Origin of the sequence: Collinsella sp. AM31-2AC (assembly GCF_003469285.1) — a bacterium.
Lineage (GTDB): Bacteria > Actinomycetota > Coriobacteriia > Coriobacteriales > Coriobacteriaceae > Collinsella > Collinsella aerofaciens_AT.
Window position 1 is genome coordinate 66,026 of record NZ_QSJB01000001.1, and the last position, 22,716, is coordinate 88,741.

Sequence of the window (22,716 nt, forward strand, 5' to 3'; positions counted from 1 at the left end):
GCAAGGTTTTGGTCAGCACGTCAGCAAACTGCATGTTTCGAGGCTTTTCCGCAGCAAAAAGCCGTCTCCCGAACAGTTGGGAAACGGCTGTCATAGGAAAAATCAATTACAGATGGACATCGGGATCGAGCATTTGAGCACTCACGCGCATGGATAACGCCAGGTTTTGGAACGTTTCCAGACGCAGGCTATCGATCTGCCCGGCGTCCTCGGCCTCGCGAACGGCGCAACCCGGCTCATGGGTATGCGTGCAATCGCCAAACCGGCACGCGCGCGATGCCTCGACAATCTCGGGGAAGGCGCGGGCCAGTCCCCGCTCGTGACCCACGAGCGGTAGGCTGCGCAGGCCCGGGGCATCGGCGATCACGCCGGCGTCGCCCGGCAGCGTCACCATCACGCGCGCGACGGTAGTGTGACGGCCCTGGTCGTCGCGTTCGCGCACACCGCCGGTCGCCAACGTATCGTGGCCCAGCAGCGCATTGAGCAGCGTCGACTTGCCGGCACCCGACTCGCCCAGAATCATGGCGCAGCTCCCGGCAGGCACGCAGGCACGGACCTCGTCCAGGCCGCGGCCCTCGGCAGAGGACGTCACGATCACGCGCACGTCCGGACCCACCAGGCGGCGCACGCGGTCCAGATCGCGCTCGAGTTCCTCGGCATCGCAGCGGTCAGCTTTGGTGAGTACCACCACCGGCTCGGCATCGCAGTCGAGCGCCAATACCAGCGAACGCGCCACACGGTCGAGCAGCACCTCGCCGGCACCGAGCGCCTGCACGATTAGCACGCTATCCACGTTGGAGCAGAGCACCTGGCGCTCTCCGCGGGCACGGCCGCGCCAACGCTCAAAGCTCGTACGGCGCGGCAGCACGCATTCAATCACGCCCATATCGTGCCCGGGAGCGCGGCGCACCGCCACACGATCGCCCACGGCAGGCAGCAGGACCTCGTCCCCACCGCGCGACTTGGCAAATCCCACGGCATGCTCGGCGCGGAAGGTATCGTCGGCAGTCGCCACCAGCGGAAACCCACGATCCAAGCGCACCACGGCGCCAAGCTGCATCTGCTCGGGCTCCTCGGCATGTGCGCAGAAATCATCAAAGGCAGCCTGCTGAGCTTCATCGACCGGCAGGTCATCAAACGCCGGAACATCCTGCAGCGCGTCAAGCCCCGGTACACTCGCCAGCAACTCCTCAGCAGATGCAGGGGGTTCGGTCGCGAGCTTCCGACGACGATCACGCTTAGCCCGCGCCCCCGTCGTCTTTTTCTTCGCCTTAGCCTTAGCCTTGCCCACAGATGCCTCCCAGCACAAAACCACACAACTGAGCAGGTATTTTAAATCAAAAAGAGCTGGCCGGGCAAAGCCCGACCAGCTCACAAACTTTCCCTCAGCCAATGGTCCCGAGAGGTTATCCGAAGGCCCGCCCGCCGGGAGGGGTTTCTTCCGAGCGATCCCGCAGCGCGAAGCGCGAGGACCAGCGAGGAAGAAACCCCGCAGGCGGTCGGGCCGGTGGGAAGGATGGACTTTCGACCTACTCCTTCTCGACCGCGCGCATGATCGCCTTGTAGATCTCCATCAGCGGGATGATCAGGAAGGCCAGGCCCAGGGCAGCGACAACGCCCTTGAGCTCAAGCGTCACGGGGCCAAAGAACATCTCGGCAAGCGTCGGCTGCACGGTCACGATCACCGTCAGCACCAGTGCCAGCGCGGCGGAAGCCCACAGCCACTTGTTCTGCTTCTTCATGGTGAACAGCGACGCACGACGGCTGCGCATATTGAAGCAGTGGAAAATCTCGACCATGTTGAGCGTGATGAACGCCATCATCACGCCTTCCTCGTCGGCATTGCCGGCGATCATATCGGCGATGTGGATGTAGCCCATGTCAAAGTACACGCCCACAAAGAAGCTCGCCAGCACCAGCGCGGTGATGATTAGGCCCTGGACCACGCAGTCCAGACCCATATGTCCGGCAAAGACACCGTCCTTGGCGTTGCGCGGCTTGCGCTTCATGATGTCGCCCTCGGCATCCTCCATGCCCAGCGCAAGCGCGGGGAAGCAGTCGGTGACCAGGTTCACCCACAGCAGCTGCACCGGCTGGAAGATGGTAAAGCCGATGAGCGTGGCGATAAACACCGAGAACACCTCGGCAAGGTTGGCCGAAAGCAGGAACTGGATGACCTTGCGGATGTTGTCGTAGATGCGACGACCCTCTTCGCAGGCGCCGATGATGGTAGCGAAGTTGTCATCGGCAAGCACCATGTCGGCGACGTTCTTGGTGACGTCGGTACCGGTGATGCCCATACCAACGCCAATGTCGGCGCGCTTGATGGACGGGGCGTCGTTGACGCCATCGCCCGTCATGGCCACGATCTGGTCGCGCGACTTCCAAGCCTCGACGATGCGTGTCTTGTGCTCGGGCTGGACGCGGGCGTACACGCCGTAGTCCTCGATGTGCGCGTCGAGCTCCTCGTCGCTCATGCGATCGAGGTCGGCACCGGTGATGGCATGGCTGCGATCGGTGACGATGCCCAGCTGCTTGGCGATGGCCACGGCGGTGTCGATGTGGTCGCCCGTGATCATGACGGTGCGAATGCCAGCGTCGTGGGCCTCGCGGATGGCTTCGGCGACCTCGGGGCGGACCGGGTCGATCATGCCGGACAGGCCGCAGAAGACCAAGTCGTGCTCGAGCGCAGCGGGGCTGCAGTCGCTCGGGACCTCGGTGTAGGTGCGGCTTGCCAGCGCCAGCACGCGCAGAGCCTCGTCGGCCATGGCCTTGTTGGCGGCCACGAGCTCGGCGCGACGCTCCTCGGTCAGCGGGACGACCTTTTCGCCCTCGTAGATATGGGTGCACAGGCCGATCACCACGTCGGGCGCGCCCTTGGTGTACTGCTCGTACTCGCCATCCAAGGTCTCGACGATCACGGACATCATCTTGCGGCCCGAGTCGAACGGGGCCTCGCACACGCGCGGATGCTCGGCAGTCAGGCCGGTGAGGCCAGCCTTGCCGGCGTCGTTGACGAGCGCGCACTCGGTCGGCTCGCCCACGGCCTCGCCCAGCTCCTCGTCCCACTGAGCATCGGAGCACAGCGCCATGCCGGCCAGGAACTTCTCCTTGGGCGCAGCGAGCTCGTGCTTGACGACGGTCATCTTGTTCTGGGTAAGGGTACCGGTCTTGTCGGAGCAGATGGTCTGTGTGCAGCCAAGGGTCTCGACAGCAGAGAGCTTGCGGATAATCGCCTGGCGCTTGGCCATCTTGGTCACGCCAAGCGAAAGGACGATGGTCACGACGGCAACAAGGCCCTCGGGGATGGCGGCGACGGCGAGCGAGACGGCAACCATAAAGGTGTCGAGCAGGGCAGTCGGATCGGTAAGGACGTTGCCCACGCCGTGGCGGAGGATGTCAACGCCAAAGATGACGACGCAGATGACGATCACCATGATGGTGAGGATGCGGCTGAGCTCGGCGAGCTTCACCTGCAGCGGCGTGAGCTCTTCCTTGGCCTCGGCCAGGGCGCCGGCGATCTTGCCCATCTCGGTGTTCATGCCGGTGCCGACCACGACGGCGCGACCACGGCCGTACACGACGGTGGAGCCCATATAGCACATGTTCTTACGGTCGCCGAGCGGCACGTCGTCGGTGCCGGCGGCGAGCTCGATCACGTTGGCATGCTTCTCGACGGGCACGGACTCGCCGGTGAGCGCGGCCTCTTCGATCTTCATCGTGGCGCTCTCGAGCACGCGGCAGTCGGCCGGGACGGAGTCGCCCGCCTCGAGCATGATCACGTCGCCGGGCACGAGCTCGGCGCTCGGCAGGTGCACGAGCTTGCCGTCGCGTAGCACCTTGGACTGCGCCGCACTCATCTCCTGCAGGGCCTCGAGGGCCTCCTCGCTCTTGGCTTCCTGGACCACGCCCAGCACCGAGTTGACGATAACGACGAACATGATGATGGCAACATCGGCAAAGTCGGGCTCGCCCTTGACCATGCCCGTGAGCGCACTGATGACGGCGGCAACGATCAGCATGATGACCATAGGGTCAGCCATCTGTTCAAAGAAACGCCTCCACAGCGGCGTCTTCTCAGCTTCCTCGAGCTTGTTAGGGCCTGTCTTGGCGAGGCGCGAAGACGCCTCGTCGTTGCTCAGGCCGAGGTTCTCATCGACACCTTGGTCGCTGAGCACCTCCGCCGCGGCGGACAGGTATTCCTTTTGCATATAGAGTCCCCTCCTGGGATTCGGGCCACTCAGCAGATTGATGCCCGATCATAATTCCCAGGAGAAGGGCAAGGGCTCATCAAGGCTGCCGTGCTGAGCGGCAGTTGATAGTGGAGCTATGGTACCCCAAAGCGACGCGTCTAGCCAAAACAATCGGTTTGGAAATATGGTCCGCACGCAACGGTGCAGACCGTGTGATGCTCAACATTGGTAAAACGTTTTTTCTTCGGCACATCGCCAAACTGACATATCGCCCAGATAGCAGCGGTTAGAGCGGTTGGTAAATTTTTTCATATACCGTTTATCCCGCAAAAAATGAACTTCTAATTCGGCATACGGTCGATTTTATGGGGTATTCGGTCAGCATTTCGTTATAATCAACACGGTTTTATTTCTTATGGTTTATCTATCAGCGCAAGACGATGTCAGATGGAGGTCTGAATGTACAAGCGCACTAAGATTGTATGCACCATGGGTCCCGCCTGCGATAGCGACGAGACCATCCGCGAGATGATCAAGGCGGGCATGAACGTCGCCCGTTTTAACTTCTCGCACGGCTCCTACGACGAGCACCACGGTCGCATCGAGCGCGTCCGCCGTATTTCCAAGGAGCTCGGTCTGCCCGTCGGCATCCTGCTCGACACCAAGGGCCCCGAGGTCCGCACCGGCCTTCTGGTCGACGGCAAGAAGGTTGCCGTCAAGACCGGCGACAAGATCGTCGTCACCGCTCAGCCCACGTCCGAGGATTTCCACGGCACCGCTGAGCACATCTCCCTCGACTACCTGGCTCTGCCCTCCGAGGTCGAGAAGGGCTCCCTCATCCTGATCGATGACGGCCTGGTTGCCCTCGAGGTCGAGTCCGTCGACGGCCAGGACATGACCTGCGTCGTCAAGAATGACGGCCTGATCGGCGAGCGCAAGGGCGTCAACATGCCCAACGTCAACATCTCGCTGCCCGCCATCACCGAGCGCGATCGTCAGGACATCCTCTTTGGCCTGACCGAGAACATCGACTACATCGCCGCTTCCTTCATCCGTGACGGCGAGTCCGTCCGTGGCATCCGCAAGCTTTGCCGCGAGAACGGCGGCGAGCACGTGACGATCTTCCCGAAGATCGAGTGCGCCCTGGGCGTCGAGAACTTCGACGAGATCCTCGAGGCTTCCGACGGCATCATGGTCGCCCGTGGCGACCTGGGCATCGAGATCAAGCCCGAGCTCGTTCCCCACATCCAGAAGGAAATCATCGCCAAGTGCAACGCGGCCTACAAGCCCGTCATCACTGCTACGCAGATGCTCGACTCCATGCAGCAGAACCCGCGCCCGACGCGCGCCGAGGTTGCCGACGTTGCTAACGCCATCTACGACGGCACCGACGCCGTTATGCTCTCTGGCGAGTCCGCTGCCGGTAAGTACCCGGTCGAGGCCGTTAAGATGCAGGCCAGCATTGCTCTCGAGACCGAGAAGTACCTCCCGGCCCACGCTCCGCTCGAGGTTCCGGCCGATGCTCACGGCACCCGCGTCGTCAACAACGTTGTGGGTATGTCCGCTGTGAACATGGCTACCACCGTTGGCGCCAAGTGCATCACCGTGCCGACGACCACCGGTCGTACCGCTCGCCTGATCTCGCACTTCCGTCCCAACATGCCGATCTGCGCGTTCTCCCGCCACGAGTGGGCCGTCCAGCAGATGATCATGTACTGGGGCGTTATCCCGCACCAGGCCGAGATTACCCAGGGCACCGTCAACGGCACGATCGTCAAGGCGATCGAGACCGCTAAGGAGCTCGGCTACGTCGAGGCTGGCGATTTGACCGTCGCTACCGCCGGCGATCCCCGCATGAGCGTCCAGCTCGAGGACAAGGTCTCCTCGACCAACGTCGCTTACGTCGCTCAGGTGCGTTAAGTCGTACTTGCAAGCATGTTTGCATTGCAAAGGGCCCGGAAGGCTTCGCCTTCCGGGCCCTTTTTCTGTGTCAATGCCGGCACACGGCAAAACACGCACCCATTTCTTTACCAAAAGCGCGAAATCCACCTTTCGAGGCCCAAAAATAAAGTCCCAAGCGCTAAAAGTGTTCGCCCGATGGCGAAACCACACCTTACCCGACGCTGCTAAATCGTTTTAGCAAGAGCCAGATCGACCGCGTTTTCGGAAGTATGCGGCAAATTCTGAGACCTCCGAGCACACCCCGTTTTTTCGCAACAAAATGCCTGATAAACTGGCCTCAAAAGCCAGGTCTGCTCACAGGGTTCAGATTTTGCCGCATACTTCCGAATTGACGCTGGCATCGCACGGTCCAAAAGCACATTTCGACCAGGAGGATATCATGGACCTGACGCTATGCGGTCAATCCGCTTTTTACTATCACTGTATCCCGCCGCAGGTATTAGGGCTTTACCCCGCCATTAGCCTTGGCAATATGGATCGCAGATGTTGCGGCCTCGGAAGTCATGCAGTTGTAAAAGACCTACTTCACGCACCGCTTCACAGGTTTGTATTCACTCGAGCACAATCCGGGTCGCGAAGCCTGTTTAAATCGCACCTCCTGACCCAAGAGCCGCCTCCCGGGTCGTTTAGGCAAACTGAACATGGATTTGATGTCACGTCGCCCGAGTTTACGCTGCTCAGCCTTGCTACGCAGGTCTCACGCAACCAGCTACTCATGGCTTGCTACGAGATGTGCGGCTCCTTTGCAGTGTTTAAGCCCTGCGAGCGAACGCAACAACATCTTGATGAAGCTATTTCGCTTAAGCTCATTCCACCCAACTGCTGCTGGGAGCGTGTTGTCGACACCAAGGGCAATGACACCAATTTGTGGAAGCGCCCGCCGCTCCTCAGCGCGGCGGATATCGCCGCGTTCGCCAAGCAGGCTGCAGGCCTGCGCGGCGTTAAACAACTGCGCTGGGCGGCCGAGCACATGACGGGGCAGACCGCCTCGCCCTTCGAAGTACAGGCCTCTATGCTTGTCTCGCTCCCCCGCAACGAGGGCGGCATGGGCATCAACATCGCAAACAACGTGCGCATCCCACTCAGCGACGCCGCGCGCTCACTGTATGACAAAACCTGCTGCTACGCCGATATCCTCATAGAGAGCAACACCGACAGCATGGGCGTCATCTTGGAATGCCAAGGCCGCTCCGCCCACGATGGCGAAGCCGCAAGTCTCTCCGATGCCGAGCGCACCACCGCCCTCACAAGCATGGGCTATGACGTTATCCAGATAACCTATGAGCAAATCAAAGACACGAAGAGCTTTAACAACATCGCCGAACTCATCCATAAAAAGGCAGGGCTCCCCTACATCCCAAAGACCGATCAGAAACGCACCACCGAAGATGCCCTGCGGCGGGAGCTATTGGTCGATTGGGATGAGCTGTTCGCCGTTAAGCCGGCCAGCTAGCAGCTAGCGATCAGGGGGACTGCGGGAACGTCAGAAGCAGCAACGCGAGCCGCAAATCCCGCCTCGGTTAGCTCGATGACCTCGGTAAACGTTGCATCGAAAAACTCCTCGGTTAGCAGGCGATACGGCGGATGATCGGGCTCGCCGGGGTTTTCGCGTACAATCTCGTGCATGACGCCGATAGTCTTGAGCACATATTCTTTATGGATGGGATACTGCCCAAAACGCGTCGCAGCGGTATAGAGGCGATCGGTCGCACGCGGAATGGAAAAGATGCCCAGCGTCTTGCCAAACCAGTCAAAATCGCCCTGCTTTTTAATGCGGAATTCCTCGCACGGCTTGCCGCCGTGTGCTTCCAGATACTGGTTCACACGCGTGTTCCATACCGTGTCGGCCACCAGATGCGACCAGACGCCCAGCGTTAAATCGAGCAGCGACTGCGCCACATCTTCGGACGCAAGCGAGAACTCACAGGCGCCGGGACCGACAACCGGCTCGGCATCCCTGTAGCGCTGAGGATAGTGCACGCGGTTCAGTCGCTCGCGCTCCTCGACAATCGAGGTAGCCTCAGCAGGTTCGCCCGCGGATGCGCCTTTAAGCAGCGGCGCCACATAGGTATCCCAGAACTCGTGCTCGCGCGGCTTAGGGATAGGCTCGGGCTTTGCAAAGTGCGTAATGCGGTACGGGATGGGATCGGCGATGCCAGGAACCATATAGCCCACGAAGATATCCGGAACCACGCAGCCAAACAAAAAGGCATTGCGGTCGCGCACGCTATCGGCAAGCACGCTAGCACGTGCCAGCAAGCGCTCCGTTTGAGCGATATGAATGTTCCAACTTGGCATAGCCACCCCCATAAAACCTGGTTAACTATACCATCACGGCAGAGTCGCACAGGCGGCCATACATACCCTACGCAGCAACTATTCCGCAGCACCGCTTTCGGTTCCATACGACGGCACGGGCGCCTCGACCACATGGTAATATCGATCGATATAGATGGCACGGGCCCCCAGGCGGCGCACCAAATCTTGATGGTGCGTACTCATCAAAACCGTCTTACCGGCAGCAACGTAGGCCAGCAAAAAGTTGACTACGATGTGGCACGAGTCCTCATCGAGCCCGTTGGTGGGCTCATCGAGCACTAGGATATCGGGGTTCATCGACACCACCGCAGCCAGCGCAACGCGCTTCTTTTGCCCGCCCGAAAGCTGATAGGGCGAGGCATCGACCAGATCGGCAACCTGGAACAGCTCCATGGCATCGCGCACGCGGCGCTCGAGCTCGTCTGCCGGCAGCCCCATCTGCGCGGGACCAAACGCGACCTCCTCGCCCACCGTAGCGCAAAAGAGCTGCGCATCGGCATTCTGGAACACAAAGCCCACGCGCTGATGAAAACGCTGAGCGGCTGCGGAATCCTTGAGATATGCCGCATCGATCACGTGCCCGTCAAACAGGTACGCACCCGCGTCCGCTAGTTCAAGACCGTTGATAAGGCGCATAATCGTCGTCTTACCGCAGCCGTTGGGACCGAGTAGGGCAACGAGTTCACCACGATCGACCTGCAGCGACACACCATCGACAACCGTATGCCCCGCATAGGAGAACACCACGTCGCGAAACTCGATGAGCGGCACGCTCTTGGCGCCAGTAGCACCGCTCGCGCCCATCACGCCATTCGTATCGTTTGCCAAAACGTCGCCCTTCCCTATCCACATCGACGGCTCGGCCGCCCGCGCTAGCGCACCGCGCACAACACGGCGAGCAGCACCACGACGGCCGCATAGACCGCATCACGCCAGCCAAACCCGGCGCGCGCGGGTGCCGGATACGCACCGGCAAAGCCGCGGCAAAGCATAGCCTCGTCCATCGCGCGGCTGCATTCCATCGCCTTGATAAACGTCATGCCCATGATACCCGCCAGCGAGTCGGTGCGCGAAAAACCCGCAGGCGCGGAACCGACGCTGCGCAGCATGACCGATTCGCACAGATCGTGCGCCGTGCGTCCCAGCACCTCGATGTGTTTGAGCGCCATATCAAACGTAAAGATAACTTCGTCGGGTAGATGCAGCATCTTGAGCGCCGCCGACATGCGGCTCCAGGTAAGCGTCCATGAAACGCCCAGCACAAGCGACACATTAATGAACGTCTTGAGCGCGATCTTGAGCATGGCGCCCGTGGCAGACGCGCCTAGCAGCAGGGCAGGCAGTGCCAGAACCACCGCAAGCCCCGTGGCGCCGAGCGCCGGTACAAAGGTCGCACGCAGCCCGCGTACGGGGCGCACGGCAACGAGCACCAGCGCGATGGCCGCCATCAACATGAGGTACAGCGGGCTCTGCGTCAGACACACGCACAGGACGCAAACGAACATCCCCACCAGGCGCACCGGAGCCGAAACGCAAGAAAGGGCGCGGTCGACCATCGACCCGCCCTCGTGCGCGCCTCCACCCAGGCGAACCCGCTCAAGCAGGCTCGCCAGGTGCAGGACATTCTTTTGCATCACACGATGCCGAGCCCCCGCGGGCTCGTAACGCTCCTCGGCCGCAAGCCAACTAGGCAGCTCGGCTATTGCCATGAGCACCGCTTTCCTTGACCGTCAGCGAGACCAGGCGGAATGCGATGGTGAGCACCGCCACGCCAATCACGCCCGAAAGAATATACATCGCAGCCTGGCCGGCAAAGCCAAGGCCCTGTTCCTCGGAATAGGCCTGCAGATAATCGCCCGTGGGCAGGGCATCGGCAAAGGTCGGGGTGTCGAGGCCGACTGAAGCCTGCAGACTGTCGTCACCAGCCTCCTGAACGGCAGTCGCGGCGCCCTCTGCGTCCCACTCACCCCAGGCGTCACCCGTGGCCAGCAGGCCCAGCGGCGTGGCCACAACAAGCACGGAGACCAGGATGAGCGTGGGGACCAGCGAGGTCTTCTTGGCGGTTGTACCCTCGGCAGCAAGCTGGCCATCGACGGCCTCGTGCCCGACGATAACGCTCGGCGCCGTCTTCTTGATAAAGCCGTAGATCGCGGCAGTCGCCACGCCCTCGACCACGCCGGCAACCAACATATGCGGAATCATCATGGCCGGAATGGCAATGGACAGCGGGAAGGGGCAGTACAGCGGCGCGCCCGAAGCGTTAGTAAAGAGCATGGGCTGAATACCAAACTCGACCGCCGCGCACAGGGCCGCCAGGCACAGGCCGACCCAGCCGCTTACGATGGCCGAAACCGAGGTGCCCCAGCTCTTGTCGTGCAAACGGCTGTTGAGCGCACGGAACACGATAGCAGCGGCAAACGGCAGCACAAAGGCCATGTTAAAGCAGTTGGCGCCAAAGGACAGGATGCCGCCGTCGCCAAACAGCAGCGCCTGCAGCGCCAGCGCGACCGAAACCGCGATGGCAGCGGCCTCGGGACCCAACAGCAGTGCGATGAGCGCACCACCAACGGCGTGACCCGTGGTGCCACCGGGCAGCGGAACGTTAAACATCATGAGCAAGAAGGAGAATGCGGCGCAAATACCCAGAAAGGCCATATGCTCGCGATCGAGCGTGACGCGCACTTTCTTGATGCAGTGAACCCATACGGGCACCATCGCCACCGCCATAACGGCATCGGTCTGCGGGGACAGATAATTATCGGGAATATGCATGAGCCCTCTCAATCAGAACGTTGCGTGTTACGTTTCCAACAATCCGTAACACCGACTCTGCATACTAACAAAAAGGCGCACCGCCCACAACGCAGCACGCCCTTGCAATACGTACGTTATTAACCCAGGTCCACGCACCGCCCAATAAAGGCCCATGCACTCCCAACTTTCCGGTCACCCGGAAGAAGGTGCAGTCCGCTCGCAACAAGGTTAACGCAGGAACCCGCCCCCGAGAGGGGTTTTCTAAGGCAACATCCCGCAGCCGCAAAGCGGCGAGGTCGTTGCCGTGAAAACCCCGCAGGGGGCGGGTTCCGAACGGCAAAGATTACGAGCGGACCTCGCCGTTTACGCCCTTGCACACCTTGGTGATGATCTTCTGGTGCGCCTTCTCGACCTCTTCGCTGGTAAGCGTGTGGTCGTCGGAGCGATACGTAAGCGCAAAGGCCATGGACTTCTTGCCCGCACCGATGCGGACCGGATCGCGGTAGACATCGAACAGGCGCACGCCCTCGAGCAGCTTGCCGCCGGCACTGGTAATGCGACGCTCAAGATCCTCGCAGGTCACAGTGTTGTCGACCACAATGGCAAGGTCATGCTCAACAGCCGGGTACTGCGAGAACTCGCGATAGTTCTCCTGGTTGCGGGCGCCCTTGATCAGCTTGTCCAAATCGAGCTCAAAGGCAACGACGACCTCATCGATGCCCATCGCCTCGCGCGCCTCGGGGTGAATCTCGCCGACCCAGCCCAGCACGGTTCCGCCGGACAGAACCTCGGCCGCACGACCCGGCTGCAAGAAAGCGTAGCCCTCGCCCTCGACGGGACGGAAGCGAACCTTCTCGATGCGCAGCTGGGCGAGCAGCTCCTCGACAATGCCCTTGCCAAAGAAGAAGCGCAGCTTGCGGTACTTCATGTTCCAGGACTGCTCGCTCCACTGGCCCGAGAGCACACCCGCCACGGACTTGGTCTCCTTGGGCAGGCTGGCGTTCTCGCGACCGTGGAACAGGCTGCCGACCTCGTACAGATGCACGTTAGGCGTGCCGTGGGCCTCGTTGTAGGCCACAGACTGCAGCAGACCCGGCAGCAGCGAGCGGCGCATCTCGGTCTGCTCGGCCACCAGCGGGTTCATGAGAACCACGGGGCAGCCGCGGCCCTCGGTGGACATACCGATCTTCTCCAGGTCGCCCGGGGCGGCAAAGCCAAAGGTCGTGGTCTCGTTGAGGCCACAGGCGCGCAGGATCTCGCCGACCTTGCGGGTGAGCTTCTGCTCGCGGGTCAGGCCGCCGATGTGGTTCTTGGCAGCCGGGATGGTCGCCGTCACGCGGCCCATGCCCCACAGGCGCAGGACCTCCTCGATCAGGTCGATCTCACGCGGCAGGTCGGGACGGAAGCTCGGCGGCGTGACCATAAAGTCCTCGCCGTCGCGCTCGACGGTGCAGCCCAGACGGGTGAGCGAACGCTCGATAAAGTCGGGCTCGATGTCGGCACCGCAGATGGCATGCACGCGGGCCAGGCGCAGCCTAATGCTGTCGATGGTCTTGGGCGCGGGGAACACGTCCACATAGCCGGGGGCGACCTCGCCGCCGGCAATCTCCTCGATAAGCGCGCACGTCACATTGGCGACGTCCACGCAGCCGGTCTCGTCGACCTGGCGCTCAAAGCGGATGGAGGCGTCGGAGATCAGCGACAGGTCACGGCTGGTGTGCGAGGTGCGGCCGGCGTTGAAGCAGGCGCTCTCGACCATCACGTCAACGGTATCGTCCTCGATCTCGGAATCCATGCCGCCCATAACGCCGGCCAACGCCACGGGGCGCTCGCCGTCGGTGATAAGGCCCATGCCGGCGTCGAGCACGCGCTCCTCGCCATCGAGCGTCGTGAATTTCTCATCCTGCTGGGCGGCGCGAACCACCACGCGGCGGTGGCCATCGCGCTCGGCAAAGGTGTCCAGGTCAAAGGCGTGCAGCGGCTGACCGGTGAGCATCATCACGTAGTTGGTGATGTCGACGATGTTGTTGTGCGGACGCACGCCCAGGGCGTTAAGGCGCTTGACCATCCAGTCGGGCGACGGGCCGACCTTCACGTTGCGCACGATGCGGACGACATAGCGGTCGCACAGGCCCTCGTCGGCAATCTCGACGGAAAGCTCGTCGTCGGTCGCGCGGCCAGTCTCCGCCTTGATGGCGGGCAGCTCAACGTGGAAATCGCGATCGAAAATGGCGCCGGTCTCGCGGGCCATGCCGATCATGGACAGGCAGTCGGGGCGGTTGGGCGTGATCTCGCAGTCGAGCACAGTATCACTCGAGCCCACATACTCGGCAAACGGCATGCCGCAGGGCGTATCCTCGGGCAGGATCATAATGCCAGAGTGGTCGCCGCCCAGGCCGAGCTCGCGTGCGGAGCAGTTCATGCCCATGGACACGACGCCGCGAAGCTTGCTCTTCTTGATCTTGACGTCGCCGGGCAGAACTGCGCCGATCATGGCCGTGACGATGTGGTCGCCGGCCTCGAAGTTCTGCGCGCCGCAGACGATCTGCAGCGGAGCGGGGTTGCCATCGGCGTCGAGGTTCTTGTCGCCCACGTCGACCGAGCACACATACATGTGGTCGCTATCGGGGTGCGGGGTCTTGGTGAGTACCTTGGCAGTCACCACGTGGTCGAAGGACTCGCCCACGGTGTCGATCGCCTCGACCTCGGTGCCGGTGCGGATATACTCGTCCGAAAGGGTCTTAGGATCTTCCGGAATATCGATCATGGTCTTGAGCCAGTCGTAAGAAACGCGCATGTAGCTCTCCTAGTTCTTAATCTCCGCATAGGGAGGAATATCAAATGAAGACGTTCGCCTTAGGGTTGTCCAGGTGCCCCAGGTTGGCGTGAAAGAGGAGCGACGCGTACTAAAGGTACGCGAGCGACGGTTTGAACGCCAAGATGGGGTGCCTGGGCAAGCCTAAAATTGATTCAGGAAACGCATATCGCCAGTCATGAGAGTTCTGAGGTCCGGCAGGTCGTAGCGCAGGGCCGCGACGCGCTCGGCGCCAATACCAAAGGCGAAGCCGGTGTACTTCTCGGGATCGATGCCACAGTTGATCAGGACGTTGGGGTCGACCATGCCGCAGCCCAGGATCTCGATCCAGCCGCTGTGCTTGCAGAAGTTGCAGCCCTTGCCGCCGCACACGTGGCAGCTCACGTCCACCTCGCAGCTGGGCTCGGTGAAGGGGAAGAAGTGCGGGCGGTAACGCGTCTTGCGATCCTCGCCAAACATGCACTTAACAAAGTAGTCGAGCGTGCCCTTCAGGTCGCCAAAGGTGATACCCTCGTCGACGACCAGGCCCTCGATCTGGTTGAACTGCGGCAGGTGGCAGGCGTCGGCCGTGTCGGGACGGTAGACGGTGCCCGGGCAGATCATGTAGATGGGCGGCTTCTGCGACTCCATAGTGTGGATCTGCACGCCCGAAGTCTGGGTGCGCAGCAGCACGTCGGACTCGCCGTGGGCGTGAGCCTCGGGGTGCGCGACGCTGCCGGGGTTGTTGTCGACCACGTAGAAGGTATCGCGGGCCGAGCGGCTCGGGTGATCCATGGGGGCGTTGAGCGCGGTGAAGTTGTAGTAGGAGGTGTCGACCATGGGGCCGGACTCGACGGTGTAGCCGATGCCGCAGAAGATGTCCTCGGCCTCCTCGATAATCTGCTTGATCAGGTGCTGGTGGCCGATCTGCGGACGGATGCCCGGCAGCGTGATGTCGACGGCGTCGTGCTCCAGTGCGCGCTTGAGGGCGGCGGCCTTCATCTCGGTGTTGCGCTCGTCGAGCATGCCCTCAATCAGCTGGCGCATCTCGTTGGCTCGCTTGCCCATCACGGGACGATCCTCGGGGGCGAGCTTGCCCATCATGCGCATCAGGCCGGTGATGCGGCCCTTGCGGCCGAGCAGCTCAACGCGCGCAGCCTCGAGCTTGGCTGCGTCGTCGGCGCCTGCGACGAGCTCCTTGGCCTCTTCCTCGAGTTTGACCAGATCATCAATCAGACTCATGTCTTCCCTTTCGTCTCTCGCGCATCCGCGCTCCGGGACGGCTGACGCCGCCCGATGCTGCGGATGCGCGGCCCGGTTCGGTAACAAAAAACCGTCCTCGGGCATGTGCATTGCCCAAGGACGGTTGAATTCCGCGGTACCACCTTGTTTGACCCAGCGGATGTCTGGCCCGCCGTGCCCACTCTGCACCCCTTATCGCGAGGCTCACGGCTTCCCTACTGGGGCTTCGCCGCCGCTAGCCGCGCGCCCGTTGAGGTCGCTGCTCGGGAGTGAACGCTTGGCCCTTGCCACCGCAGGAAGGCTTGCAGCCCATGACCTTCCCTCTCTTGCCGGCGACGCGGCGGGCAAAACCCTCTCCGTCAACGCATTGGGCTATAGGATAACACATTCTGCGAGCATATCGCCGCGTTCCGTTTTGTTCGCACTGGGTACAAGGTAGGTAGCTGTGCAAACTGGCCGTACGCCCACCCGTGGCGTCCGGTCTGCGAGATCAAGGATATAGGTATGGGAAAGAACAAGGATAAGATGGCCAAGCCCGCAGCGGATAAGACGCCCAAAGGCATGAAGGTCGATAAGGCTGTCAAAAAATTCCGTAAGCTCGAGGGCAAGCTGTGGACTCGCGAGTACCTGCTCAAGATTGCCGAGTTTGACGGCGCGACCATTGCTCCCGCCAACGGCGCCGCGGCCCGCGCCGATGCTATGGGCACCCTTGCTGGCGAGCATCACAAGCTGCTGACCAGCAAAAAGTCTGTCGAACTTGTGCGCTCGCTGGCACGAGAGACCGTCACGGGCGGCAAGATCGACGACCCGCAGCTGCTCAACGAGATTCGCGTACTCGGCCGCGACCAGCGCGAGGCAAGCGTCATCCCCACCGAGGAAGCCGAGGCCTGGACCAGGCTCACCTGCGAGGCCGACGCCGTGTGGCACAAGGCCAAGACGGCCAATGACTGGGCGAGCTTTGAGCCCTATGTGGATAGAATCGTCGCCCAACTTAAGCATCAGGCCGAGCTCATGGACCCCAAGCGCGACCCATACGATGTTTGGCTCGACCAGTACGAGCGCGGCCTTTCCGCCAAGAGCTTCGACGCGTTTTGCGATGAGGTCAAGGCGACGGTCGTGCCGCTCGTGCACGCCATCGGCGAGCGCGGCCAGCAGCCGGCTGCCGACTTTTTGCACGCCCACGTGCCAGAGGCCGCCCAGCGTGCCATGAGCTTCGACCTTATGAAGCTTGTCGGCCTGGACCTGGACGACACCACGCTTGCCTTTACCGAGCACCCGTTTAGCGAGGGCTTTTCCGTGGGTGACGCGCGCATCGCGACGCACATCTACGAGGACGACTGCATCTCCAACGTCTACAGCATCATCCACGAGGCCGGTCACACCATGTACGAGCTGGGCGTGAACCCCGCCTACGCGCGCACCTGCCTGGAGGGCGGCACCTCCATGGGCATCCACGAGAGCCAGAGCCGCTTCTTTGAGAACACCGTGGGCCGCAGCCGCGCCTTTATGGGACCGCTGCTCGAAGTGCTGCGCCGCCACGTGCCCGAGGTCTACGGTAGCGTGGACGAGGATACGCTCTACCGCGCCGTGAACATCGCGCAGCCGTCGCTGATCCGCACCGAGGCGGACGAGCTCACCTACCCACTGCATATTATGGTGCGCTACCAGATCGAGCGCATGCTGTTTGCCGGCGAGGCCACGGCCAAGGACATCCCCGCGCTTTGGAATCGTTTTATGGACGAGTATCTGGGCATTCCCGTTCCCGACGACACGCGCGGCTGTCTGCAGGATACGCACTGGAGCGGCGGCTCGTTTGGCTACTTCCCCACGTATGCACTGGGTAGCGCCTACGACGCCATGTTTGTGCCGGCCATGTGCCGCGACGGTGTCGACCTCAACGGCGCCTGTGCGAGCGGCGACTTGGCACCCGTCCGCGCGTGGCTGGGCGAGCACATTTGGCAGTGGGGCCGCGCCAAGGACGCGCCGGAGCTCATCAAGGGCGCATGCGGCATGGCGTTCGATGCCCGCTACTACTGCAGCTACCTGCAGGACAAGTTCACCACGCTGTACGAGCTGTAAGGATTGACCAGCACGCCATCGCCAACGCCAACCATGTTGACGCCGATGTCTTGGCAACGACAGCGAAAACGGCCCCAAGCGAGCAAGGTGACGTGAAATGAAAGGGCGCTGACCTTCTGGTCGCGCCCTTGAAATTGAACGTCAGATTGCCGCTTAGGGGCGTTTGCAGCGTCGAGCAGTTACGCGGTTTGGTAAAACCGCGTAACTACAGAGCCTCGAGTGCGTTGGCGATGCGCTTCATGGCGGCATCGGCGGATGCTTGGTCGGGCGCCTCGGCCAGCACGCGGATAACCGACTCGGTTCCGCTCTTGCGTACGAGCACGCGGCCCTCGCCTGCCAGCGCAGCCTCGGCCTCGGCGATGGCGTTCTGCACGCCCATGTTCTCGAGCGCGGCGTCCTTGTCCGCCACGCGCACGGCCACCTGCGCCTGCGGCAGCAGCTTGCACGGAGCCGTGAGCTGCGAGAGCGTCTCGCGCTCGGCGCGGATCACTTCCATCACGCGCAGCGAGGTCATAATGCCGTCGCCCGTGCGCTCGATATCGCCAAAGATCGTATGGCCCGTCTGCTCGCCGCCCAGGCTGTAACCGCCCTCGCGCATCTTGGCATACACGTGACGGTCGCCCACACCGCTGGTCACGGCACTTAGGCCGGCAAGCTCCAACGACTTGATCAGGCCAAAGTTGCTGGCAATCGTCGGAACCACGGTACCGCCCGAAAGGCGACCGTGCTTGTTCAGGTACACGCCGCACACGTACAGGATCTGGTCGCCATCGACCACGCGGCCGCGCTCGTCCACGGCCAGGCAGCGGTCGGCATCGCCGTCGTAGGCAAAACCCACGTCCAGGCCCTGCTCCACCACGTGGCGCTGCAGACGCTCCATATGCGTGGAGCCGCAGTCGACGTTGATGTTAAAACCATCAGGCGCGGCATTGATCACGCGCACGTCGGCGCCCAGCGCGTCGAACACCGGCTTGGCCACCGAGGACGCCGAGCCGTTGGCGCAGTCGATGCCGATCTTGACGCCCTGTAACGAAAAGTTCGCGCTGGCGATGAGCGAGGCAATGTAGCGGTTGCGGCCCTGCATGTAGTCCACCGTGGCGCCGATGTGGTTGCCCGTGGCCAGCGGCACCTCGCTCTTGCCATCGACGTAGTCCTCGATGAGCTCCAGTACGTCCTCGTCCATCTTAAAACCGTCGCTATTGACGAGCTTAATGCCGTTATCGCAAAACGGGTTGTGGCTCGCGCTGATCATGATGCCGCAATCGAAGCAGCCTTCCACGGTCTGATGTGCTACGCCCGGCGTGGGGATCACGTGCAGCATATAGGCGTCCGCACCGCTCGCGACCAGGCCACTCACCAGCGCCGCCTCGAACATATAACTCGAGCGACGCGTGTCCTTACCCACGATGACGCGCGCCTTGCGCTCGCGGTTGGCGCCGTAATACCAGCCCACAAAACGGCCAATCTTATAAGCGTGCTCTACCGTCAGCCCAACGTTAGCCTCACCGCGAAAGCCGTCGGTGCCAAAGTACTTCATGCGCTCTCCTTACAAAATAGGGGCGAACAGATTGCCTGTCCGCCCCAAAATGGTACTCGATTATCTGCGCTACCAGAAAAACCCTACGCCGACGCGCTGTCGCGAGCCGCCTGGCATGTAGGAGTCTGACGCAGCGCAAGCGGCTTGTCCCCCGCCTCGGCCGACGTGGTCAGCGTATACGTGATCGTTGTCGTCTCGCCAGCATGCAGGTCGACGGTGCCCGAATAGAAGGGGATTCCATGCCACGTAGCGGCACCAAGACCAAACTGGGTGCCCTCGACGGTCAGATCAGTAATGTTGCCGCCCGTCGGGGCAAACAACGAGACATGCAGACGCTCGTCGTCGCGCGCGGCATCGGGCGCGCTCGCCGCAACGTAGTCGGGCAGCTTACCGGCCTCCTCCTGCGTCATGATGTTCGTCAGGGTAACGGTGATGCGATACGAGCATGTGCCGTCGCCGTTCTTGACGCCCTGGCCAATCTGCGTGTCGGCGTTCAGATACCAGTCGAGCTTGGAGAAGCTCAGGTTGTTAAAGTAAACGCCGGCAACGGGATCGGCACTCGGATCATCCGGATCGGGCAGTGAGGCGTCGATGTTCATCTCCTTGATAGCGTTCTGCTCGTCATCGTTTTTCATCCACGCGATCAGGCGGCCCTCTTCGGCACCGCGCTCGAATGCACCGACAAGCTTTGTAACGTCGACATCACCGATGCCACCGAGAATCTTGTCGAAGGCGGCGCTGGCAACAGCCGCAAAGATGCCATCCGATTCCTCGACCGGATAGTTCCAATACACATCGTGCATGAGAACCTTCGCCGCGTTGGTACCGTCGACGACCGTACCATCGGGCAGCGAGACATTACCGACAAGGCCCAGCAGGTACTGCAAGAACACCGGGTCAATACCCACGACACCGTCAACGTCCTGGCCATATTGAGATTTCCACAGGGCTGCGACACGTTGCGAGTTGCGGGGCCAATCAGGCGAATAGGTATTGCCCGAGTTGTACAGGTTACTGTGGTTGCCGAACAGCGCCTCATCCTCTTCGTCGACGCTCTCGACTGCCTCATCCTCGCTGAGTCCAATGCGGGGAACAAACTCGCCAATCGACATCTGGCCGTCGGTGACCGAAATCAAACCTTGCGAACCGCCAAAGCCGCCGCAGGCACGAATCTCGACGTTGTTCATGGCGTACACAAGGTAGTTGCGCGTCTGGCCGTTGGCGCCGAGCATCTGGGGAAGGACGGGGGCGACCTTCTCCGCCGCGTCAACCGCGCCGTTGAGGGTGGCAAAGCCGTCCTTGGCCTTATCGACCAACTCGGTCACCTGGGAAATATGAGTATCGCCAATGCCCTGGATCTTCTCGTTGACGCTCTTGAACACCTTCGAGCTATCGGAGAGCGAATCGGCGACCGCCTGCAGTGCGGACACGTTGATGGTCCCATCCTGGAACAGCTTGCCGGGCGTGGCCTGCGAAAGGTTATCGGCCATGGGAACCAGCGCGTTGCTCGAGACATCGGACAGGGCGTCGATCATGGTGCGGGCCGCATTGATATCGCTGCCATACACCGGGATAAATGAAGCCGCCGTCCACAGCGGGCTCGAGGTCTCCGCCTTCATGCTGTCGCAGAGCTCATCGATCTTCTTCGCGTCGTCAGGCAGCGTCGAAAAATCGCCCGACGTGACCTTGTCCTTAAGGCCACCGACGATCTCGACAGCCTCCTTCGCTTCGCTCTTTACGGTCTTTGCCGAGTTAAGCAGCATAAAGCCGCTTGCGCCAAGCGCAACGAGAAGCACCGCGACTACAGCGGCAATAATGGCGCCAGTGTGACGCTTTTTGCGCTCGCCCTTGCGATGGCGATGACGGACCAGACCGTCAGAGGTCGAACTCGACGAAGCGTCGCCACCGTAGTTCAAGCCAAAATCGTAATAATCTTCCTTGGAACCCGAGCCCGCAAACTCGACACCGCTATCATCCAGGCGGGCGAACGTGCCAGTCTCGGAGGCGCCGGTGTAAATCGTGCCAAGGTTACCCGTAAGCCCCACGCCACCGGAAGAGGGAGTATTGTTGGCGGCCCTGCCGGCATTAACGTTGCCGTCGGTATTCGCGGCGTTGACAGCACCTGCGTTGTTCGCAGGTGCCGAAGGAGCCCCGCTCGGCTGCGACGTGGAGGTTGCACCGCCCGCAAAGACATTCCCTCTTGCACGGCCGATCTTTTTTGCCTTTTGAGACTGCTCGTACAGAGCGGTAAACATCGCCGTCTCGCCCGGGGACACGCGCTTACCAGAACCGCCCTGTCCAGCGCCGCCCGGCGTGCCGGCCTTACCAGCCCCGTTCGGACGCGGCGGAACTGCAGGACGGCCGCTATCGCTGCCCTTAAAGTGATTACCAGCCATAAAGAAATCCTCGCAATTGAGTCGCAATGAAAAAGTCCATAACGTTGCTAGTTTATGGCATTTTGGGCATCGACAGCTAAACTCCAGACACGGACATCAATTGGCGAAAATGTGGCACAACACCTTTTCTGTCTTGGCGGCGGCGCCAGCTACACCGTGAGGAACATCATCACGATGATCATGGCAAAGCCGATAAGGTCGGTCGGCAAAAACACCGTGCCCAGCATAACGGCGCTGGTGATGGTCGCCGAAACCGGCTCCACAGTTCCGATGAGGCTCGCACGTACCGAGCCGATGTCCTTAACGCCCTGCATATAGAGCATGTAAGCAAAAAACGAGCCGATAACCACGAACACCGCGAGCGCCTCGACGCCGGCAGCGTCGAGCGCCGGCATATGCGCCCAAGGCTGCACGAAGACACACGAGACCACGCCCGCCGTGAGCATTGCCGAGCCCGTGACGATGGGGCTGCCGTATTCGGGCAGGATCTTGGCGGGAATCACCGCCATGCATGTAGCGCTGACCGCACACATGAGACCCGCGATCAGGCCGAGCGGCGAGATATTCAGGCTGGTGGGGTCGCCACCGGTGGCGATTAAAAAGGTGCCACCCAGAGCCAGACCGATGCCGATGACTTCGCGAGTACGCGGCATGCGGCGATCGGTCACGCAGGTGTAGCCCATGATGATAACGAGCTGCAGGCACTGGAGCACCGTCGCGGTTCCGGCGTTCGTCAGACGCACGGCCGAAAGATAGCAAAACTGATTGAACAGCAGGCCAAAGGCGGTAAAGAGCAGCAGCTGCTTGCGATCGGCGGCTGTGGTCCAGAGCTTAATCAGGCGCTCGCGGTCGCACGTAACAACCACGGCCATAAAGAGTAGACCGGCGAGAATCTGACGCACGCTCATAAGCCACAAGGTATCGACGTGGTAGGTATCGAACAGAAAGCTCGCGCTGGTGCCCGAGAAGCCCCAAAACGAACCGCCCACCAGCGTAGCCAAGACGCCCATGATCAACTTGCGCGTCGAAGCGCTGTTCAGGCGGTCGCGCCATGCACGGCGGGTGTTGCGGCTGAGCTCGTCGGTGCCCTCGGGCACATCAATGTTCGATATATCGGTCATCGGCACCGAAGCTCCTGCGCCTTCGACCTGCTCGACGCACTCTTTGCTCATTCCACTCCCCCGAAACAGCCTGGAAACAATTCGGCTTACCTTACCACGGCGAAGGCACCAGCCGGAGGCTTGTCCGCTTATCGGTAGGACAATTCCGCAGGCGTCTTTCCATAGCTCGGTACCGCAATGGCCTTGCATTATGCGACAGTCAAATCGCGGCAGCAGGCTCTTTTGAAATGGATATGACAAAGCCCCCGAATTCCACAATGCAAGGGTTGATTTCCGATCTCAGCCGAACACATTGAGCAAATAGGCCGTTCCCGCACCT

General features: G+C 61.6%; 14 protein-coding genes. 3 read left to right on the forward strand and 11 right to left on the reverse strand.

Features of this window, described 5'->3' with window-relative positions; genetic code table 11:
• Positions 1–106: 106 nt before the first annotated feature.
• Together rsgA and DW796_RS00310 are read right to left on the reverse strand one after the other, a co-directional pair.
• Positions 107–1,060, reverse strand: a complete 954-nt coding sequence (rsgA, locus tag DW796_RS00305; RefSeq protein ID WP_187361889.1) for a ribosome small subunit-dependent GTPase A — start codon at positions 1,058–1,060, stop codon at positions 107–109.
• Positions 1,061–1,529: 469 nt separating this feature from the next.
• Positions 1,530–4,211 (reverse strand): cation-translocating P-type ATPase, encoded by a 2,682-nt coding sequence (locus DW796_RS00310; protein ID WP_118093922.1) that lies wholly within the window; start codon positions 4,209–4,211, stop codon positions 1,530–1,532.
• Positions 4,212–4,652: 441 nt separating this feature from the next.
• Between DW796_RS00310 and pyk the strand changes: the two genes are divergently transcribed.
• Positions 4,653–6,113: a pyruvate kinase gene (gene pyk, locus DW796_RS00315; protein WP_089572705.1), complete on the forward strand. Its 1,461-nt coding sequence runs from the start codon at positions 4,653–4,655 to the stop codon at positions 6,111–6,113.
• Between the two features lie 421 nt (positions 6,114–6,534).
• Positions 6,535–7,608 carry a hypothetical protein gene (locus DW796_RS00320; RefSeq protein ID WP_147350998.1) on the forward strand — a complete coding sequence of 358 codons (1,074 nt, stop codon included), beginning with the start codon at positions 6,535–6,537 and terminating at the stop codon, positions 7,606–7,608.
• On the opposite strand, the gene DW796_RS00325 is transcribed toward DW796_RS00320, so the two are convergent.
• The 6 genes from DW796_RS00325 to pheS form a co-directional block, all read right to left on the reverse strand.
• A complete protein-coding gene (locus DW796_RS00325; RefSeq protein ID WP_118093924.1) occupies positions 7,605–8,453 on the reverse strand; it encodes a hypothetical protein in 849 nt (282 codons plus the stop codon). The genes DW796_RS00320 and DW796_RS00325 overlap by 4 nt on opposite strands.
• A 78-nt stretch (positions 8,454–8,531) precedes the next feature.
• Positions 8,532–9,302 carry an energy-coupling factor ABC transporter ATP-binding protein gene (locus tag DW796_RS00330; RefSeq protein ID WP_233539622.1) on the reverse strand — a complete coding sequence of 257 codons (771 nt, stop codon included), beginning with the start codon at positions 9,300–9,302 and terminating at the stop codon, positions 8,532–8,534.
• Between the two features lie 44 nt (positions 9,303–9,346).
• Positions 9,347–10,183, reverse strand: coding sequence for an energy-coupling factor transporter transmembrane protein EcfT (locus DW796_RS00335; protein ID WP_118093926.1), 837 nt, complete (start codon positions 10,181–10,183; stop codon positions 9,347–9,349).
• Positions 10,161–11,246, reverse strand: a complete 1,086-nt coding sequence (gene cbiM, locus DW796_RS00340) for a cobalt transporter CbiM (protein ID WP_118093927.1) — start codon at positions 11,244–11,246, stop codon at positions 10,161–10,163. The genes DW796_RS00335 and cbiM overlap by 23 nt, the downstream gene beginning before the upstream one ends.
• Before the next feature lie 325 nt (positions 11,247–11,571).
• On the reverse strand, positions 11,572–14,025 hold the full coding sequence (gene pheT / locus DW796_RS00345; RefSeq protein WP_117716608.1) for a phenylalanine--tRNA ligase subunit beta: 2,454 nt from the start codon (positions 14,023–14,025) through the stop codon (positions 11,572–11,574).
• A gap of 162 nt (positions 14,026–14,187) precedes the next feature.
• On the reverse strand, positions 14,188–15,264 hold the full coding sequence (gene pheS, locus DW796_RS00350) for a phenylalanine--tRNA ligase subunit alpha (protein ID WP_055250566.1): 1,077 nt from the start codon (positions 15,262–15,264) through the stop codon (positions 14,188–14,190).
• 504 nt (positions 15,265–15,768) lie between these two features.
• Here pheS and DW796_RS00355 point away from each other — a divergent pair.
• Positions 15,769–17,343: a carboxypeptidase M32 gene (locus DW796_RS00355; protein WP_118093928.1), complete on the forward strand. Its 1,575-nt coding sequence runs from the start codon at positions 15,769–15,771 to the stop codon at positions 17,341–17,343.
• 205 nt (positions 17,344–17,548) lie between these two features.
• Here DW796_RS00355 and glmM read toward each other — a convergent pair whose 3' ends face one another.
• From glmM to DW796_RS00370, 3 genes are all read right to left on the reverse strand, one after another.
• Positions 17,549–18,880, reverse strand: coding sequence for a phosphoglucosamine mutase (glmM, locus tag DW796_RS00360; RefSeq protein ID WP_117637400.1), 1,332 nt, complete (start codon positions 18,878–18,880; stop codon positions 17,549–17,551).
• A gap of 83 nt (positions 18,881–18,963) precedes the next feature.
• The gene (locus DW796_RS00365) at positions 18,964–21,276 is read right to left on the reverse strand and encodes a DUF4012 domain-containing protein (RefSeq protein WP_118093929.1); all 2,313 of its coding nucleotides are present in this window, start codon (positions 21,274–21,276) and stop codon (positions 18,964–18,966) included.
• 149 nt (positions 21,277–21,425) lie between these two features.
• Positions 21,426–22,448, reverse strand: a complete 1,023-nt coding sequence (locus DW796_RS00370) for a DMT family transporter (RefSeq protein WP_187362340.1) — start codon at positions 22,446–22,448, stop codon at positions 21,426–21,428.
• Positions 22,449–22,716 lie beyond the last annotated feature (268 nt).

Bases quoted from the DNA above. Each gene is read 5' to 3' on its own strand.
- rsgA (WP_187361889.1), bottom strand. From the start codon at position 1,060: ATGCAGCTTGGCGCCGTGGTGCGCTTGGATCGTGGGTTTCCGCTGGTG.
- DW796_RS00310 (WP_118093922.1), bottom strand. From the start codon at position 4,211: ATGCAAAAGGAATACCTGTCCGCCGCGGCGGAGGTGCTCAGCGACCAA.
- pyk (WP_089572705.1), top strand. From the start codon at position 4,653: ATGTACAAGCGCACTAAGATTGTATGCACCATGGGTCCCGCCTGCGAT.
- DW796_RS00320 (WP_147350998.1), top strand. From the start codon at position 6,535: ATGGACCTGACGCTATGCGGTCAATCCGCTTTTTACTATCACTGTATC.
- DW796_RS00325 (WP_118093924.1), bottom strand. From the start codon at position 8,453: ATGCCAAGTTGGAACATTCATATCGCTCAAACGGAGCGCTTGCTGGCA.
- DW796_RS00335 (WP_118093926.1), bottom strand. From the start codon at position 10,183: ATGGCAATAGCCGAGCTGCCTAGTTGGCTTGCGGCCGAGGAGCGTTAC.
- cbiM (WP_118093927.1), bottom strand. From the start codon at position 11,246: ATGCATATTCCCGATAATTATCTGTCCCCGCAGACCGATGCCGTTATG.
- pheT (WP_117716608.1), bottom strand. From the start codon at position 14,025: ATGCGCGTTTCTTACGACTGGCTCAAGACCATGATCGATATTCCGGAA.
- pheS (WP_055250566.1), bottom strand. From the start codon at position 15,264: ATGAGTCTGATTGATGATCTGGTCAAACTCGAGGAAGAGGCCAAGGAG.
- DW796_RS00355 (WP_118093928.1), top strand. From the start codon at position 15,769: ATGGGAAAGAACAAGGATAAGATGGCCAAGCCCGCAGCGGATAAGACG.
- glmM (WP_117637400.1), bottom strand. From the start codon at position 18,880: ATGAAGTACTTTGGCACCGACGGCTTTCGCGGTGAGGCTAACGTTGGG.
- DW796_RS00365 (WP_118093929.1), bottom strand. From the start codon at position 21,276: ATGGCTGGTAATCACTTTAAGGGCAGCGATAGCGGCCGTCCTGCAGTT.
- DW796_RS00370 (WP_187362340.1), bottom strand. From the start codon at position 22,448: ATGAGCAAAGAGTGCGTCGAGCAGGTCGAAGGCGCAGGAGCTTCGGTG.